Origin of the sequence: Ralstonia sp. TCR112 (genome assembly GCF_007997035.1) — a bacterium.
Taxonomy (GTDB): Bacteria; Pseudomonadota; Gammaproteobacteria; order Burkholderiales; family Burkholderiaceae; genus Ralstonia; species Ralstonia edaphi.
This window is the reverse complement of sequence record NZ_VOSS01000048.1, coordinates 21,235-38,987: the sequence shown is the minus strand read 5'-3', so window position 1 is coordinate 38,987 and position 17,753 is coordinate 21,235. Positions and strand designations below refer to the sequence as shown.

Genomic DNA, 17,753 nt, shown 5'->3' with positions numbered 1-17,753 from the left:
GTGCCCGGCAGGGTACGAAACAGGGATGCACCACCAAGCCAAAAAGACGCACAACGAAACAGCCTCTAATGCTCCGCTTCCCCAAAACCCTCTCCCCCGGCAAACCCTTCCCCCTAGGCGCCCAATGGGACGGCCTGGGCATCAACTTCGCCGTCTTCTCGGCCAACGCCAGCAAGATCGAACTCTGCATGTTCGACCCCACCGGCCGCAAGGAACTGACCCGCTTCGCCCTGCCCGAATGCACCGACGAGGTCTGGCACGGCTACCTGCCCGGGGTCGAAGCCGGCCTCGTCTACGGCTACCGTGCCTACGGCCCATGGGAGCCGCAGCACGGCCACCGCTTCAACCCCCACAAGCTGCTGCTCGACCCCTATGCCCGCCGGCTGGTGGGCTCGCTGCGCTGGTCCGATGCGCTGTTCGGCTATCGGCTCAATTCCAACCGTGGGGACCTTTCGTTCGACCGCCGCGACAGCGCCCCGGCCATGCCCAAGGCCGTCGTCACCGACGAGTCGTTCAACTGGGGCAACGACGTCCGCCCCAACACGCCGTGGTCACGCACGGTGATCTACGAGGGCCACGTTCGCGGGATGTCGATGCTGCGCGAAGACCTGCTGCCCCCGGAGCGCGGCACGTTCAGCGCCCTCGGCGACAGCGTCTTCATCGACCACCTGCAGCGGCTGGGCATCACCGCCATCGAACTGCTGCCCATCCATGCCTTCCTGCAGGATCAGTTTCTGGTGGAGCGCGGCTTGCGCAATTACTGGGGCTACAACACGCTGTGCTTCTTCGCGCCGGAGCCGTCGTACCTCTCCGCGCCATCGCTGCATGAGCTGAAGGTGGCGATCCGGCGGCTGCATGCGGCGGGCATCGAGGTGCTGCTCGACGTGGTTTACAACCACACGTGCGAAGGCAGCGAACTGGGGCCGACGCTGTCGTTCCGCGGGCTGGACAACGCGAGCTACTACCGCCTCGTGCCGGGCCAGGAGCGTTACTACATCAACGACACGGGCTGCGGCAACACGCTGAACCTGTCGCACCCGCGCGTGCTGCAGATGGTGATGGATTCGCTGCGCTACTGGGTCAACGCATTCCACGTGGATGGCTTCCGCTTTGACCTGGGCGTCACGCTCGGGCGCGAGGGCAACGGCTTCGACCAGGGCTCGGGCTTCTTCGATGCCATACGGCAAGACCCCGTGCTTTCCACCGTGAAGCTGATCTCCGAACCTTGGGACGTGGGCCCTGACGGCTACCAGGTCGGCAACCACCCGCCGGGTTTTGCGGAATGGAACGACCGCTTTCGCGATGGCATCCGCCGCTTCTGGCGCGGTGACTCGGGCCAGCGCCCAGACCTCGCTGCACGCCTGACGGGCAGCGGCGACCTGTTCGATCGCCGCCACCGCCGGCCGTGGGCGTCGGTCAACTACGTGGCGTCGCACGACGGTTTCACGCTGCACGATCTGGTCAGTTACGCCGACAAGCACAACGAAGCCAACGGCGAAGACAACCGCGACGGCCACAACGACAACTGCAGCGCCAACTGGGGCACCGAGGGCCCCACCCAGGACCCCGCCATCCAGGCCCTGCGCGAACGCGTGACGCGTGCGCTGCTGGCCACGGTGTTCTTTTCCAACGGCACGCCGATGCTGCTGGCGGGCGACGAGTTTGGCCGCACGCAAGACGGCAACAACAACGCCTATTGCCAGGACAACGCCTTGTCGTGGCTCGATTGGTCATTGCTGCAGAAAGACCCCGGGCAGGCGCTCGCCCGCTATACGGCGCGGCTGATCGCGCTGCGCAAGGCAAGCCCCGCGCTGCGCTGGCCGCATTACGTGCACGGCAACACCGAGATCCTGCCGGGCGTGCCGGACATCGCCTGGTTCGACGAGCGCGGCCAGGTGCTCTCGCCCGACGCGTGGAACGACAGCGAGGCGCGGGCGTTGGCGGTGCGCCGCGCCTGCATCGAGACCGTCGACGCAGAGGCGCGCCCGCATGTGGCGCTACTGCTGATCAACGGTGCGGCGACGGACCTGACCTTCACGCTGCCCGAGCCGGCCATGGACTGGCTGCTCGCCATCGACAGCGCAGCGCCCGACGAAGACGCTCGGCCGCACAGCGACGGCACGCTGAAAGTGGCGGGGCGCAGCGTTGTGCTGCTGCTGGCCACGCAGCTCGCCACGATCGCGCAGATTGCGGGGCAGCCGGACGCAGACGCCAGCGGCGAAACCCTCGGGCAGGTTCCCGATACACAAAACGCACCACAGAGCGCACCACAGAACGACAGGCCCGAACAACCTGCGACCGACGACGAGCGCACCGCCCCGACCGCCGGCCAAGCAGCCAGCGATGACAATGGAGACGCCACGCGATGACCGCACCCGCCCCCCGGTTTGCACACGACATGCCGTTCGGCGCCACCGTCCTGGCTGACGGCAACACCCGCTTCCGGCTGTGGGCACCGGACGCGACCGCCGCCTGGATCGACCTTGACGATGCGCGGGGCGACGGGGCCATCCGCATGGATGCCGAACCCGACGGCTGGTACGCAGCGGTCGCGCCCGTGAGTGCCGGCACGTGCTATCGGTACCGCATCACCAACCGCGACGGCGTGACGCTGTCGGTGCCAGACCCGGCCGCACGCGCGCAATGGCAGGACATTCCCGGTCCGAGCCTCGTCGTCGATCCGCAGCGCTACCGCTGGCAGCACGCCGATTGGCAGGGCCGGCCCTGGCACGAGACGGTGCTGTACGAACTGCACGTCGGCGCGCTGGGCGGCTTCAAGGGTGTGCGCGGGCGGCTGCCGGAACTGGCGCGGCTGGGCATCACGGCCATCGAGCTGATGCCGGTGGCGGAGTTTCCGGGCGCGCGCAACTGGGGCTATGACGGCGTACTGCCCTTTGCGCCTGACGCCAGCTACGGCACGCCGGACGACCTCAAGGCGTTGATCGACACCGCGCACGGGCTCGGCATGATGGTGTTTCTCGATGTGGTCTACAACCACTTCGGGCCCGACGGCAACTACCTGCACCACTACGCGCGCAGCTTCTTCCGCGACGATGTGCATACGCCCTGGGGCGCCGCCATCGATTTCCGCATGCCGCAGGTGCGCGAGTTCTTTATCCAGAACGCGCTGATGTGGCTGATGGAATATCGCTTTGACGGCCTGCGGCTCGACGCCGTGCACGCCATCACCGAGCGCGATTGGCTGGGCGAACTCGCCGCCCGCGTACGGCTGTCGGCCGAGCCTGGCCGGCATGTGCATCTGGTGCTGGAGAACGAGCAGAACGCCGCGTCGCTGCTGCGCGATGGCGATACCCATGGCGACTTCGATGCGCAGTGGAACGACGACGGCCACAACGTGCTGCACGTGCTGCTGACTGGCGAACGTGAGGCCTATTACGCCGCCTATGCCGATGCGCCCGCGCAGCGCCTGGCGCGCGTGCTGCAGGACGGCTTCTGCTACCAGGGCGAGCCGTCGCCCATCCACGAAAACGCGCCGCGCGGCGAACCGAGCGCGCACTTGCCGCCCACCGCGTTCGTCCTGTTCCTGCAGAACCACGACCAGATCGGCAACCGCGCCTTTGGCGAACGCCTCACGCAGCTCGCCCACCCCGATGCGTTGCACGCCGCGCAGGTGCTGTTGCTGCTGAGCCCGCAGATCCCGATGCTGTTCATGGGGGAGGAATGGGGCAGCACATGCCCGTTCCAGTACTTCACCAGCCACCACGGCATGCTGGCCGAAGCCGTGCGGGAAGGCCGGCGCAGGGAGTTTGCGAAGTTCGCGGCGTTTGCCGATCAGCACCAGCGCGAGCGCATTCCGGACCCGAACGATGAAATCACCTACCTCGCCTCCTGCCCCGGCGAGGCGAACCTGGCCGAACCGGGACAGCTCAACACACTGAACCGCATGCACCGCCTGCTGGCGCTGCGTCACGCAGAGATCATCCCGCGCCTGCCCAATGCACGCGCGCTCGATGCGGTTGCACTGGGCCACGCCGGCGCCCTGGCCCGCTGGCGCATGGGCGATGGCAGCGTGCTCACGCTGATGGTGAATCTGTCCGATCAAGCCGTGGCGGTGCCTACGGTGCTGGCCGGAAGCCCTGCCGATCTGCTGCACGAATCGCACGAGGGCGCCGCCGCCGCGCTCATCGCGCATCGCCTGCCGGGGCGCGCCTGCGTGGCCTTACTGCACACGCCGTCGTCCACCTGACATCGGACAACCGCAACGCACCAACACACCAACCCACCAACGCACCATGGACCGCACCAGCAACGCCTCCGGCACGCAGCGCACGCCGCTTCAGCAACTGGCCACCGATGCCGGCCTGCTGGTCGACTGGGAAGACGCTGCCAGCCGCCCCATGCGCGTGACCGACGACGTGCTGCGCGCCGTGCTGCGCACGCTGGGCCTGCCTGCCGGCACGCCGGCCCAGGTGTCGGAAAGCCAGGCGCGCCTGCGTGCGGAAGCCGAAGCGGTGGCCATCCCCCCGCTTGTGACCGGCGTGGTCGGACAGCCGATCGTGCTGCAGACCTCGGCGCCGCAGGCCGCGTTGCTGGACGGTCAGCCCTATCGGGTCGACTTGGAAAAGGACGGCAGCGCCGAGGGCAAGATCTGCGTCAGCGCAAGCGAGCACCATGCAACGCTGCGCCTGGGGGCGGTGCATGCCGTGGGCTACCACCGCCTGACCATCGACGCCGGACCGGGCGCCGTGATCGAAGCCACGCTCGCCATCGCCCCAGCGCGTTGCTATGGCGTGGCCGACGCGCTGCGCCAGCACGATCGCCCAGCCGACACCCGCGTGTGGGGCGCCTCCGCGCAGCTCTATGGCATGCGATGCGAGGCCGAACGCGCCGCCAGCAGCGCGGGCCTGGGCGACTACACCGCGGCGGGCACGCTGGCGCGCCACCTTGCACAGCGCGGTGCGGATGCACTGGCGCTCAGCCCCGTGCATGCCATGTTCACGGCAGACGCGCGTCGCTATTCGCCGTATTCGCCGTCGAGCCGCCTGTTCCTGAACGCATGGATGATCGACCCCGCCGCGCTCTTCGGAGACGAAGCCGTGCGGCAAGCCGTGGTCGACTGCAACCTCGTCGCAGACTATGCCCGGCTGGAGGCTGCACCGCTCATCGACTGGCCGGCCAGCGGGAACGCGCGCATGACGGTGCTGCGCGCGTTGCATCACCGCCTGCTGCAGGCGCCGCTCGGGGACGCCGTCGCCCAGCGGCTTCTGAACGATTTCCGCGCGTACTGCATCGATGGCGGCGCCAGCCTGCGCGACCACGCACACTTTGAAGCGCTGAATGCGCACCTTGGGCCTGCGCATTGGAAGCAGTGGCCCGCGCAATATCAGGATCCGAGCTACCTGGGCGTACAGGCCTTCGCACGCGAGCATGAGGACGCGGTGAACTTCCACCTCTTCCTGCAATGGGCGGCCGCCCGCCAGTGGGCCATCGCGCAGCGCACCGCGGAAAGCGCCGGCATGGCCATCGGCCTCATCGCCGACCTGGCTGTGGGCACCGACAGCGCGGGCAGCCACGCATGGGCCCGGCAGCGCGACTTGCTGATCGGCGTGACGGTGGGGGCGCCGCCCGATGTGTTCAACGCGCAGGGCCAAGGCTGGGGGCTGACGACCTTCAGCCCGCGCGCCATGCGCACGCAGGGCTTCTCGGCCTTCATCGAGATGCTGCGGGCGGTGATGGCCGTGCCCGGCGGCGTGCGCATCGACCACGTGCTCGGGCTCATGCGGCTGTGGGTCATTCCGGATGGTGCACGGCCGCTCGACGGCGTGTACCTGCGCTACCCGATGCAGGATCTGCTGCGACTGGTGGCGCTGGAATCGTGGCGCAACCGCTGCATCGTCATCGGCGAAGATCTTGGCACCGTGCCCGCGGGTCTGCGAGACAAGCTCGCCGACGACGGCCTGCTCGGCATGCGCATCCTCTGGTTCGAGCGTGAATACACGCGCGACGATGCGCCCTTCAAGGCACCGCGCACGTGGGCGCCGGCGTCCGTCGCGATGACGAGCACGCACGATCTGCCCACGCTCGTCGGCTGGTGGATCGGCAACGATCTGCGCTGGCAAGCCCAGCTCGGCCTGCTGCCCGCCGGCATGAGCGAGAGCGAGGCGCACGCGCGCCGCATGGACGATCGCGCTGCGCTCGTCGCCGCCTTTGCCGAGCACAACCGGCTGGTGCTGGCCGATGGCGGGGTGCCGATGATCGGCGTGGCGCCGCTGCAGGCTGCGCTGGAGCAGGCGCGTGTCGCCAACCCCGCGCAAGCCGACGTCATCCTGCAAGCCAGCGCGCAGGACTTTGCCACGGCGGCCACGGTGTTCACGGGCGCCGCCAACACGCCGCTGGCGCTGGTGCCGCTGGAAGACCTGCTGGGGCTTGTCGAGCAGCCGAACCTGCCGAGCACGATCGACACACACCCGAACTGGCGCCGCCGCCTGCCGGCGCCCGCCCCGACGCTGCTCGACGCGCCCACGGTCCAGGCGCGCCTGTCAGCGCTGACTAACGCGCGCATCGGCATGTCATGAGCGAACCGACCACACCCCTCACAACCCCCGCGCCCGTTACCCTTCAACGCGTGCCGCGCGCCACGGTGCGCCTGCAACTGCACCGCGACTTCACCTTCGACCATGCGCGCGCGTTGCTGGACGACTTCGCCGCGCTCGGCATCTCGCATCTGTACACGTCGCCCATCACCACGGCGCAACCGGGCTCCACACACGGCTATGACGTTGTCGACCCCACACATGTGAACCCCGAGCTGGGCGGCGAACCTGCGCTCGAACGGCTGGTGGATGCACTGCATGCGCGCGGCATGGGGCTCATCGTCGATATCGTGCCGAACCACATGGGCGTGGGCGGCGCACACAACGCGTGGTGGCTGGACGTGCTCGAATCCGGGCCTGACAGCGCATACGCCAACTTTTTTGATATCGAATGGCAGCCACCCAGCCCGGCGCTGCGCAACAAGGTGCTGGCGCCCTTCCTGGGTGAAAGCTACGCCGACGCGCTGGCCGGCGGCCGACTGCAACTGGCCTACGACGACGCAGCCGCGCGACTGGCCATTGCGTACTACGACCACCGCTTCCCGATTGCGCTGGCCGACTACGCCACGCTGCTTCGCGCCGGCAATGCCGACACCGCCACGCATGCGGTGGCAGACCGCTTTGCCGCGCTCGCTACCCATCGCTCATTGCGCACGCGCCGCGAACGTGCCGCCGAAGCGCGCGACGCGCTGCGCAACCTCGCCACGACACAAGCCGGCGCCGCACACATCGCCGAGGCCGTATGCACGCTCAACGCGCAACCCGATCAGCTCGATGCGCTGATGGCGCGCCAGCACTGGCGCCTGGCTCACTGGTGCACCGCCAACGACGAGATCAACTGGCGCCGCTTCTTCGACATCGGCTCGCTGGCCGGCCTGCGCATGGAGCGCGCCGAAGTCTTTGAAGCGACGCACGCGCTGCTGTTCCGGCTCTACCGTCTGGGCTGGATCGACGGTGTGCGCATCGACCACGTTGATGGCCTGGCCGACCCGGCCGCCTACTGCCGCCAGCTACGCCGCCGTCTGCAAGCGGAGCACGCTGCGCGTCCTGCTGACCGGCTCACGAGTCACCCGTGGATCGTCGTCGAAAAGATCCTCGCCCCCGATGAAGCGATGCGCACCGACTGGGGCGTGGACGGCACCAGCGGCTACGACTTCATGAACCAGGTGGGCGCCCTGTTGCACGATGCACACGGCGAGACCGCGCTCACGCAGGGCTGGCTGGAGTGGATCGGCGCACCGGTGGCTGAAGCGCCGTTCTCGGCCACGGCTGTACCCGCACGTCGCCAGGTTCTGCATGCGCACTTTGCGGCGGAACTCGATGCGGCCACATCTGCGCTACATGCAGTGGCACAACAGGAGCGCAGCAGCCACGACGTGACGTGGCACGCCATCCGTCGCGCGCTTGCTGAGGTGATCGTCCACTTTCCGGTGTATCGCACCTATGCGAATGCGCAGCAACGCGATGCGCAAGATTCGGCCATCCTGCAAAGCGCCACGTCGGGGGCAGCGGCCTGCCTGCGCCGCATCGACCAGCCCGTGCTCGGCTGGCTCGACGCCTGGCTCGGCGGGCAGCCGGCCGGCCAAGACAAGCTGCGCCAGCTCGCGTTGCGGCGGTGCCAGCAGTTGTCGTCGCCGGTGGCGGCCAAGGCGGTGGAAGACACGGCGTGCTACCGCTACGGGCGGCTGCTGTCACGCAACGAGGTCGGCGCGGACCCGGGCGAGTTCTCGATGAGCGCCAACGCGTTCCATCACGCCATGCAAACGCGCGCCCTTACCTGGCCGCACGCGATGCTGACCACCGCCACGCACGACCACAAGCGCGGTGAAGACGTGCGCGCGCGGCTGGCCGTGCTGTCGGAACGGCCCGCGCAATGGTTGGCCGCCGCACATCAATGGCGTACGGAACACGCCGCATGGATTCGCCATCTGCAGACCGGCCCCGCCCCCTCGCCCGCCGCGCAGTGGATGCTGTATCAAACGCTGGTCGGGATCTGGCCTGCGGATCTGGACTGGCATGACGCCGATGCCGTGCGCGAGCTGGCAGAGCGCGTCGCGCAGTGGCAGGAAAAAGCCCAGCGCGAAGCCAAGCTGCGCACCGACTGGTTCGCACCCGATGCGGAGTACGAAGCCGCCAGCCGCGATTTCGTCTTGACGCTGCTGACGGGCGAGGCTTCTCCAACGTTCCTGCCTTCTCTCTCGGCCTTCGTGCAAAGCGTGGCCCCGGCCGCGGCGGTCAACAGCCTCGCGCAGACCTTGCTGCGCACCACGCTGCCCGGCGTGCCCGACCTGTATCAGGGCGCCGATTTCTGGGACACGAGCCTCGTCGATCCCGATAACCGCCGGCCGGTCGATTACGCTGCGCGCCACCGCGCATTGCGGGCATTGCATGCGCACGCCGGCCATAGCCTCGCGTCGCTGCTCGGCCACTGGACCGACGGCCGCATCAAGCAAGCCGTGCTGGCACGTGCGCTCGCCTTGCGCGCCGCACTGCCAGCGGTGTTCGAATCGGGCGATTACCAACCGCTGGCCGTGACCGGCAGCGGCGCACGGCATGTGTTGGCGTTTGCGCGCACGTATGGCGCCGACGCGATCGTAGCGATCGTGCCGCTGCATGCCTCCGCGCTGCTGGGCCACGCCCCCACGCCAACGTTCGCGGACGGCGCATGGCGGGACACCACCGTCTGCCTGCCGCCGGCGCTCTCCCACACCCCGCTGCACAGCGCATTCGACGGCCAGACGCTGCAGAGTCCGCGGCTGGCGCTCGGCCAAGTGCTGGCGCACCTGCCGGTCGCCCTGCTGCACAGCTGATCGCCGATTTCCTCCGCTCGGGTTAACACCGACTGCACCGTCTCCTGCTGCGCCCTAGAATTCCTCTATTCATATAGATGACTAGAGCAATGCGTGATGAACACGCCGCTCACGTCACCCGGAGGAGACCGCATGTTCGGCTGGTTCAAAGAGATTTCGAAAGGGGAAAAGCGCACGTTCTGGGCCTGCTTTGGAGGCTGGGCGCTCGACGCGCTGGACGTGCAGATGTTCAGCCTCGTCATCCCGACCATCATCGCAGCGTGGCACATCGGCAAGGCCGAGGCCGGGCTGGTGTCGGGCGTCACGCTGGTGGCGTCCGCGCTCGGCGGCTGGATTGCCGGGGCGTTGACGGACCGCTTCGGCCGCGTGCGCACGCTGCAGATCACGGTGCTGTGGTTTTCGCTGGCCACATTCGCCTCGGCCTTCGCACAGAACTTCGAGCAGTTCCTGGTGCTGAAGGCCATCCAGGGCTTCGGCTTTGGCGGCGAATGGGCGGCAGGCGCCGTGCTGATGGCCGAGAGCATCCGCGCCAGCCACCGCGGCAAGGCCATGGGCACCGTGCAGAGCGCATGGGCCGTGGGCTGGGGCGCGGCGGTGCTGCTGTATGCGCTCACGTATTCCTTCATCGAACCCGACCTCGCCTGGCGCGTGATGTTTGCTGCGGGGTTGCTGCCGGCGCTGCTCATCATCTACATCCGCCGTGGCGTGAAGGAACCCGTACCGGCCGCCAAGCCGGATGCGAACGCCAATGCGATGCCGATCTCGCGCTTTCCGCTGCTCGACATCTTCCGCCCGCAGGTGCTGCGCATGACGCTGATCGGCGGCCTGCTCGGCGTGGGCGCACACGGCGGTTACTACGCGCTGATGACGTGGCTGCCGACGTACCTCAAGACGGAGCGCCATTTGTCTGTGCTCGGCACGGGCGGCTACCTGGCGGTGATCATCTTCGCCTTCTGGTGCGGCTGCGTGGCCAGCGCATGGCTGCTGGACGTGCTCGGCCGGCGCGGCAACATCCTGCTGTTTTCGTGCTGCTGTGTGGTGACGGTGCTGGTGTATCTGCTGGTGCCGCTGTCGGATGGCGCGATGCTGGTGCTGGGCTTTCCGCTGGGCTTCTTTGCGGCGGGCATTCCCGCCAGCATGGGGGCACTGTTCAACGAGCTGTATCCGCACGGCGTGCGCGGCACGGGCGTCGGCTTTTGCTACAACTTCGGCCGCGTGGTGTCTGCCGCGTTCCCGGTGCTGGTGGGCAAGATGAGCGCCTCCATGTCGCTGGGCACGGCTATCGGCATCGACGCGGCCATCGCGTATTCGATCGTGGCTGTGGCCGTGCTGATGCTGCCCGAGACGAAGGGCCGCGATCTCGCTGCCGTCACGGTCTGAACGCCCATCACAACATCATGACGACGCACTCGATCCGTCGCCGCCAGGAGACCCCATGCCCACTCGCCGCGCCTTCAACACCGGATTGCTTGCCATGCTAGGTTCCACCGCCCTTGCCGGCTGCGCCGCCACCGGCAACAGGGACGCCACGCGCGGCACCCCTGCCCGCATCACCGCCATCGATACGCATGCGCATGTGTTCGAACGCGGCTTGCCGCTCGCCAATGCGCGCCGCTATGCCCCCACCTATGACGCGCCGCTGCCGGCCTACCTGGCGCAGCTCGACGCGCATGGCGTGTCGCACGGTGTGTTGATCCAGCCGAGTTTCCTGGGCGTTGACAACAGCTACCTGCTGGCCGCGCTCAAGCAGGCGCCGCAGCGCTTGCGCGGTGTGGCTGTCATCGACCCGGCCGCGCCCGAAACGCTGCTCACGCAGATGAACGCCGAGGGCATCGTCGGCATCCGCCTGAACCTGATCGGTGCGGCGGACCCGCAATTGAAATCGCCCGTATGGCAAGCCGCGCTGGCACGCCTGCATGCGCTGGGCTGGCATGTGGAACTGCACGTCGAGGCACGCCGCCTGCCCGCGCTGCTGCCGCCGCTGCTGGAAGCGCAGGTCAACGTGGTGGTCGATCATTTCGGCCGCCCCGATCCCGCACTCGGCGTGGACGACCCCGGCTTCGCCGCATTGCTCGCCGCCGGCCGCTCGCGCCGCGTGTGGGTGAAGATTTCCGGCGCTTACCGGAACGGTGCCAACGGACGCGGCGAAGCCATCGCCCAGGCCGCCATGCCTCGCCTGAAAGACGCACTCGGCCTGGACCGCCTGGTCTGGGGCAGCGACTGGCCGCACACGCAGTTCGAATCGCAGATCAACTACGACAAGATGTGGGCCTTCGCCGGCGTGCTGCTACCGAGCGCAGCGGACCGCAAGCAGGTGCTGGTCGACACGCCTGCGCAGCTGTTCCGCTTCGTTTGACCACGCAATAGCTGCAACGCGCTCGCGCGATACCCCGTTTCGCGAATCACGAATTTCGCCGCGCAGGCCGCGCTCCTACACTGGCCGCTCCTCATCCCCACACGCCATAAGGAGCAGCCATGCAGCAGCATCGACTCGTCGACCAGCAATTCGGCCAAGTCGCCCAGGCTTACCTGACCAGCGCCGTGCACGCACAGGGCGCCGATCTGGACGCGCTGGCCGCGCTGGCGCAATCGGTGCCCCATGCCAAGGTGCTCGATCTGGGCTGCGGCGGCGGGCACGTGAGCTTTGCCATGGCTCCGCACGTGGCCGCCATGGTGGCGTACGACCTGTCGGAAGACATGCTGGGCGTGGTGGCCGTCGAAGCAGCGCGCCGCGGCCTCGCGCAATTGCACACGCAAGCCGGCCGTGCCGAGCGCCTGCCATTTGACGATGCCGCGTTCGACATCGTTGCCACACGGTTTTCCGCTCATCACTGGTACGACGTGCGCAAAGGCCTGGCCGAAGCGCGCCGCGTACTCAAACCCGGCGGCACGCTCGTGGTCGTGGATATCGTGGCGCCGGAAGTGCCGCTGCTCGACACGCTGCTGCAAACCGCCGAGGTGCTGCGCGATGCGTCGCACGTGCGCGACTACCGAGTGTCTGAATGGCAGGTCATGCTGGCCGAGGCCGGTTTCAAGCCCGGCACGCCGCGCACCTGGAAGCTGACGATGGCCTTCGACAACTGGATCGCCCGCATCCGCACGCCGCAGGTCCGGGCCGATGCCATCCGCGACCTGTTCGACCGCGCCGCCGACGAAGCACGCGCGTACTTTGCCGTGGCGCCAGACCATTCGTTTGCGATCGACGCGATGCTCATCGAGGCGACCTGAATCGTTTGAGCGGACCGGGCGCCTTCATCCTCCCTCATCCTTTTTGTCACACCCATTAGAGGGGTACCGCGATGCGACGCCATTTCAGGGTTTCGCTTAATCCTGAATGAAAAAAATGTGATATCGGAACACGTGTACGAACGCGGGGTTGCCGGTAGCCTTCCGGGTTACCGTCGACTCCCGTCGGCATTGGCGCGCGGCCACTGCGCCGACCTCCGATTTCCATGTACGCCCTGTTCCCTGCCTTCGTCTCGTCGCTCTTCCTGTTCTACGGCGTCTACGTCGTGACCACGCGCGGCCGCACGCGCGCGAGCCTGGCGTTTCTCGGCATGACCACGCTCACGTGCCTGTGGCAGGGCATCTGGGCGTTTCTCTTCCAGACGCATGACATCGGCACGGCCCAGGTGCTCGCCAAGCTCGGCTGGATCGCCATCCTCGTCATGCCGACCATGCTGTATCACTTTGCCGTGGAGGTGGCCGAAGCACCGGGCGAGCGGCACTGGCTCCTCGCCGCCTATGCGCTGGACGCTGCGTTGATCGCGTTGCTGTTGACCACCAACCTGGTCATCGATGGCGTGCATCAGTTCCACTTCGGTTTCTATCCGAAGGCGGGCGTGCTGGAAGCCGTGCATATCGCGCAGACAGTTGCGCTCGTCACGCGCGGCATGTGGGTGCTCTACCGCGAGCAGCGGCATGCCACCGCCGAAAAGCGCAAACGGTTGCTGACGTGCCTGTTCGGCGTCGGGCTGATTTCACTGGCGGCGGCCGACTACGCGGTCAACTACGGCATGGCGTTCTACCCGCCGGGTGTGCTGCCCTTGGCCATTGCCCTGGGCATCATCGCCGTGGGCGTGGTCAAGTTCGACCTGATGCGCCCGTATGCACTGGCCGCCACCGTTGCACATGAAGTGCGTACGCCGCTGACGACCATCCGCCTGCAGGCCGCCGAAATCGCCCGCGCGTGGCCCGACGTCTACCGCGGCTATCAGCTCGCCATCGACAACGGCCTGTGCCAGCCGCCGCAGCATCCGGCCATGCTGGATCGCCTGTCCAAACTGGCGGGCGCCATCACGTCGGAAGTCGCGTCCGCACACAGCGTGATCGAAATGGCGTTGGCCTCCGTCACGCTGGAGCGCCTCGACCGGCGCACCTTTGCGGCCCACTCGCTGCGCGAATGCGTGGAGACGGCCGTGGTGCAGTACCCCTTTCAGGCCGGCGAGCGCGAACGCGTGCACGTTGAGGCATTCAACGCCGACTGGCGCTTTGTGGGCTCCGACACGCTGCTCGTCTATGTGCTGTTCAACCTGCTGAAGAACGCGCTGCATGCCATCCAGATCGCGCGCAAGGGGCACATTGAAATCTCCGCCCGCCAGGATGGCGACAGCTACGTGCTCGTCGTGCGCGACAGCGCCACCGGCATTCCGCCCAGCGTGCAGCGCCGCATGTTCGACCCGTTCTTCTCCACCAAGCATGTCGGCAAGGGCTCGGGCGTGGGGCTGACGTTCTGCCGCCGCGTCATGCAGGCATTCGGCGGGCGCATCCAGTGTGAATCCGTGGTTGGGGAATACACGCTGTTCTCCATGCGGTTTCCCCAACCTCCTGCTATCTAAGGCTCACACCCTCAGAACGTCAGGACACGTGCGCCAGCTCCGGCAGCGTGTCCAGCTCGTACGCCTTCACGCGCGTGCGCACGTGGTCCGGCAAGCGCTGAATCACGCGCTCGGCGTTGGCGCACACCACCTGCTGATACCCCAGCGACACCAGCCGCCCGCCTGAAACAAACCGGAACACCATGTAGAACGAGCACGGCTGCACCCGGAATGTGTTCAGGTGGCATTCCACGCGCTGAAACGGAAATGTCTCTTCAACGAATTCCTGATGCGCCAGCTTGGTCACGAAGATCACGCGCCCGCTCATGAGCAGATCTGCGTCAATGCATTCGTGGAACCAGCGCTCGCGCACCACGCCCTGCCACTCGAAATACCGGGCGAAATACGTGTTCGCGTAGGCGTTGGAATCCTTCAGATAGACATCGAAGGCGTGCTGGAACGTCTGCTGCGCAGAAATGGCTTCGGGCAGCTCGGCATTGCGCAGATAGTGGTCGACGACTGTGGCAATGGATTGGCCTGTCGGCATCGCATACTCCAAGAATGGAATTGGCTGCTGGCGGCAGCCGCGCATGCGCGGTGGTCCGCGCATGTGTCCATTCTTCCGAGGCACCTGCCGTTGCGTAACAAGGCAATGCCGTAGCCCTACGAACGGGCGGCCTACTCCCCGCTCGCAACACTCCGCAGCCCTGGCGGACTCTGGTGAAAGCGGAATGTATTGCGCCCGCTGCGCTTGGCATCGTAGAGCGCCGCGTCCGCCCATTCGAACAGCACGTCCAGGGGTTCGTCGGCGGGCGTAAGCGTGACGGCGCCGGCTGACAGCGTGACGTACGGCGCCGCGATGGAGGCAGCGTGCGGCTCGGCCCGTTCGGCCACCATCGCCACGGCACGGGCCACGGCCTGGCGTGCGTCGTCGCGGCTCAGGTCGAACAGCATGGCGACGAATTCTTCGCCGCCCACGCGCGCGATGAAATCGTCAGGGTGACGGCACGCCATACCCAGCGTGTCGGCCACCATGCGCAGGCATTCGTCGCCTTGCAGGTGGCCGTAGGTGTCGTTGTATTGCTTGAAGCAATCGATGTCGAACAGCGCCAGCGTGACGGGGCGATTGTCACGGCGGGCATGGTCGAACAGCCGCGGGGCCTGCGTCTCAAAAAAGCGGCGATTGAACAGCTGCGTGAGCGCGTCGCGGTTGACATCGTTCTCAAGCACGCTGAGCTTCGCCTGCGTACGCTGCAGTTCGCCACGCAGCGCATCCTGGGCGCTGGCCATGCCCGCACGCTGCAACTGCTCGACCGTCACGTCGCGCAAGAGCAGGAAAGCGCCGGCGTGGTGTCCGCGCGCGTCGGTCAGGCCTTCCAGGGTGACTTCCAGCGTGCGGCCCGTGTCGGCCATCCAGACCTGGTGGCGGTTGGGCAGGCGCGTACGCTCGAACTCACGCAAGATGCCCGCCACGTTCAGCACGGCGGGCGGCATGGCATGCATCTGGGCGCTGGGCAGCAGATAGCGCGCGGCGGCGTTGATGCTGGCGATGGAACCATCGCGGGCCAGCACGATGCAGCCGTCACGCATGGCATCGGCGATCTTGCCCCGGGCATAGGAGGCGGTATCGCGCAGGCGGGGCCGCAACACGATCCAGCCGAGCAATGCGGTGCTGACCGCAAACGTGGCGGGGGTGAGGTCGCCGCCGATCGCCGTCGTCCAGTGCTGCAGATAGGCCAGATGCGCGACCAGCGGCAGCAGTTGCCCGATGACCAGCGCCAGGCGCACCTGCGTGCGCGACGACATGTACAGTCCGCTTGCGGCTTCGCCGGGAGGCAGCACCAGCAGCACAAGGCTGATGGCCAGCAGCACGTAGTTGTAGGCGGTGCCAACCCAGAAGACCTGCCCGTGATCGAACACGGCGCGCCGTACGCCGTCAATGATGACGAAGCGCGCATCGACCCATACCAAGTGGTGCAGTTCATTCGTGGCGACCAGTCCGATGAACACCGCAGCCACAACCAGCGTCAGCACCCAGCCCGCGCGCACAAGGGGCAGTGCATTGAATTCGGGCCGTATAAGGCGACGACCATACGCAGCCATGCGGCCGGCACCATCATGATGCCGAGATAGGCAACCTTGGCCCAGCCCACACGCACGGGCATGTCGAAAGTCACGACTTCCATGAGACGCGCGCCGCTCCACAGCGCGGTGCCGATCGCCAACAGCATGAAAGCGGAGACTTCCGTGTCGTCACGGCGCGGCCATGACAGGCCGATCAGCGCGATCGAGACGAGCGCAGCGCAGGCCAGTGCCGCGATCAGCATGATCGGTACGCCCCGCGCGCATGGCGATGCCGGCGGATGACGACGCCAGCCGTTTGGTCCACGTGTATTCCCCGTCTGTTCGTTGTTCTTGCAGTGTATCGGGCACTGTTGTCGGGTGAATGATTGCGTGGTGCGCACCCGATCACCTCCCCCTTCATCGGCAGGAAATGTAAAAACTGAAGGCCCGGGCGGCTTTGCGGCGCATGGCGGCGCCGGTTGCGACCGGGACGCGTATATCGATCTGCCAAGGAATTCGTTTGCGCGGCGCAGCAATCACCCTACGCTTGAACCCCTAAAAATCATCAGGGGGTTGTCATGCAAGCAAGCGTTTCGGGCGCATTCTCGTTGCCGGGTCTGGCGCAGGCGTTGGCAAAATCGTCGCGCCAGGCGGTGGGGGTGGTCATCGGGGCGGCGCTCGCGGTGGCGGTGCTGCACGCACCGCAAGCCCACGCCGACAAGCTCGACGACATCAAGAAGGCGGGTGTGCTGCGGGTGGGCGTGTTCGACGCCAATCCGCCGTTCGGTTACGCCGATGCCAAGACCGGTCAGCCTGTTGGCTTGGATGTGGATTACGCGCAGGAAATCGCCAACAAGCTGGGCGTCAAGCTGGAACTGCGCGCCACCAACCCGGCCAACCGCGTGCCGCTGCTTACGTCCGGCAAGGTCGACATCGTGGCCGCCAACTTCACCATTACCGACGAGCGCAAGAAGCAGATTGAATTCAGCACGCCGTACTTTGCCAGCGGCCTGCAGTTCATCGCCAAGAAGGGTGTGCTGAAGCAGCCGGACGATTTGAAGAAAGACGGCATCCGCCTGGGCGTCGACAAGGGCACCACGCAGGAAACCACGCTGCGCGACGGCTATCCCAACGCGCGCGTGATCGCCTATGACGATTCCCCGCTTGCGCTCACCGCACTGCGCACCGGTGCCATCCAGGCTTTTGCGCAGGACGGTGCCAAGCTGGGCGCGCTGCTGGCCACGCTGCCCAATCGCAGCGAGCTGGAGATCTCGCCTTTCGTGCTGACGCGCGAGTACATGGGCATCGGTGTGCCGAAGGGTGAAACCAAGCTGACGGCCACCATCGACCAGATCCTGCAGGGTCTCGAGAAGGACGGCACCGCCGGCCGCATCTATGACCGCTGGTTCGGTCCGAAGAGCGCCGCCCCGCTGCCGCGCGACTTCATCATCGGCAGCACCAAGTGAGCTTGAGCCTGCCGGCACTCCTCCAGCCCCTGCCGCCGCGTT

Annotated in this window: 12 protein-coding genes; 9 read left to right on the top strand and 3 right to left on the bottom strand. The window is 67.1% G+C overall.

Annotation, left to right across the window (positions count from 1 at the left end; genetic code table 11):
* Nucleotides 1-68 precede the first annotated feature (68 nt).
* The 8 genes from glgX to FUT88_RS14270 all read left to right on the top strand — a co-directional run bounded on the left by glgX (nt 69) and on the right by FUT88_RS14270 (nt 14,202).
* Nucleotides 69-2,369, top strand: coding sequence for a glycogen debranching protein GlgX (glgX, locus tag FUT88_RS14305; protein ID WP_147216062.1), 2,301 nt, complete (start codon nt 69-71; stop codon nt 2,367-2,369).
* Entirely contained in the window at nt 2,366-4,207 is a 1,842-nt protein-coding gene (gene treZ, locus FUT88_RS14300) for a malto-oligosyltrehalose trehalohydrolase (RefSeq protein WP_147216060.1), read from the top strand. The genes glgX and treZ overlap by 4 nt, the downstream gene beginning before the upstream one ends.
* Nucleotides 4,208-4,253: 46 nt before the next feature.
* Nucleotides 4,254-6,536 carry a 4-alpha-glucanotransferase gene (malQ, locus tag FUT88_RS14295; protein ID WP_147216059.1) on the top strand — a complete coding sequence of 761 codons (2,283 nt, stop codon included), beginning with the start codon at nt 4,254-4,256 and terminating at the stop codon, nt 6,534-6,536.
* The gene (treY, locus tag FUT88_RS14290) at nt 6,533-9,364 is read left to right on the top strand and encodes a malto-oligosyltrehalose synthase (RefSeq protein ID WP_147216057.1); all 2,832 of its coding nucleotides are present in this window, start codon (nt 6,533-6,535) and stop codon (nt 9,362-9,364) included. Before malQ ends, treY begins: the two co-directional genes overlap by 4 nt.
* Nucleotides 9,365-9,496: 132 nt before the next feature.
* Complete coding sequence (locus FUT88_RS14285; RefSeq protein ID WP_410003882.1) at nt 9,497-10,744, top strand: MFS transporter; 1,248 nt, start codon at nt 9,497-9,499, stop codon at nt 10,742-10,744.
* Nucleotides 10,745-10,799: 55 nt separating this feature from the next.
* Nucleotides 10,800-11,720, top strand: coding sequence for an amidohydrolase family protein (locus FUT88_RS14280; RefSeq protein ID WP_147216053.1), 921 nt, complete (start codon nt 10,800-10,802; stop codon nt 11,718-11,720).
* A gap of 119 nt (nt 11,721-11,839) precedes the next feature.
* On the top strand, nt 11,840-12,592 hold the full coding sequence (locus FUT88_RS14275) for a class I SAM-dependent methyltransferase (RefSeq protein ID WP_147216051.1): 753 nt from the start codon (nt 11,840-11,842) through the stop codon (nt 12,590-12,592).
* A gap of 224 nt (nt 12,593-12,816) precedes the next feature.
* A complete protein-coding gene (locus tag FUT88_RS14270; protein ID WP_147216049.1) occupies nt 12,817-14,202 on the top strand; it encodes a sensor histidine kinase in 1,386 nt (461 codons plus the stop codon).
* A gap of 19 nt (nt 14,203-14,221) precedes the next feature.
* Here FUT88_RS14270 and FUT88_RS14265 read toward each other — a convergent pair whose 3' ends face one another.
* From FUT88_RS14265 to FUT88_RS26740, 3 genes are all read right to left on the bottom strand, one after another.
* Nucleotides 14,222-14,728, bottom strand: a complete 507-nt coding sequence (locus FUT88_RS14265; protein ID WP_027679456.1) for an acyl-CoA thioesterase — start codon at nt 14,726-14,728, stop codon at nt 14,222-14,224.
* Between the two features lie 131 nt (nt 14,729-14,859).
* Entirely contained in the window at nt 14,860-16,230 is a 1,371-nt protein-coding gene (locus tag FUT88_RS14260) for a sensor domain-containing diguanylate cyclase (protein ID WP_261797162.1), read from the bottom strand.
* Nucleotides 16,209-16,508 carry a histidine kinase N-terminal 7TM domain-containing protein gene (locus tag FUT88_RS26740; RefSeq protein ID WP_261797161.1) on the bottom strand — a complete coding sequence of 100 codons (300 nt, stop codon included), beginning with the start codon at nt 16,506-16,508 and terminating at the stop codon, nt 16,209-16,211. The genes FUT88_RS14260 and FUT88_RS26740 overlap by 22 nt, the downstream gene beginning before the upstream one ends.
* A 315-nt stretch (nt 16,509-16,823) precedes the next feature.
* Between FUT88_RS26740 and FUT88_RS14255 the strand changes: the two genes are divergently transcribed.
* Complete coding sequence (locus FUT88_RS14255) at nt 16,824-17,711, top strand: ABC transporter substrate-binding protein (RefSeq protein ID WP_147216047.1); 888 nt, start codon at nt 16,824-16,826, stop codon at nt 17,709-17,711.
* Nucleotides 17,712-17,753 lie beyond the last annotated feature (42 nt).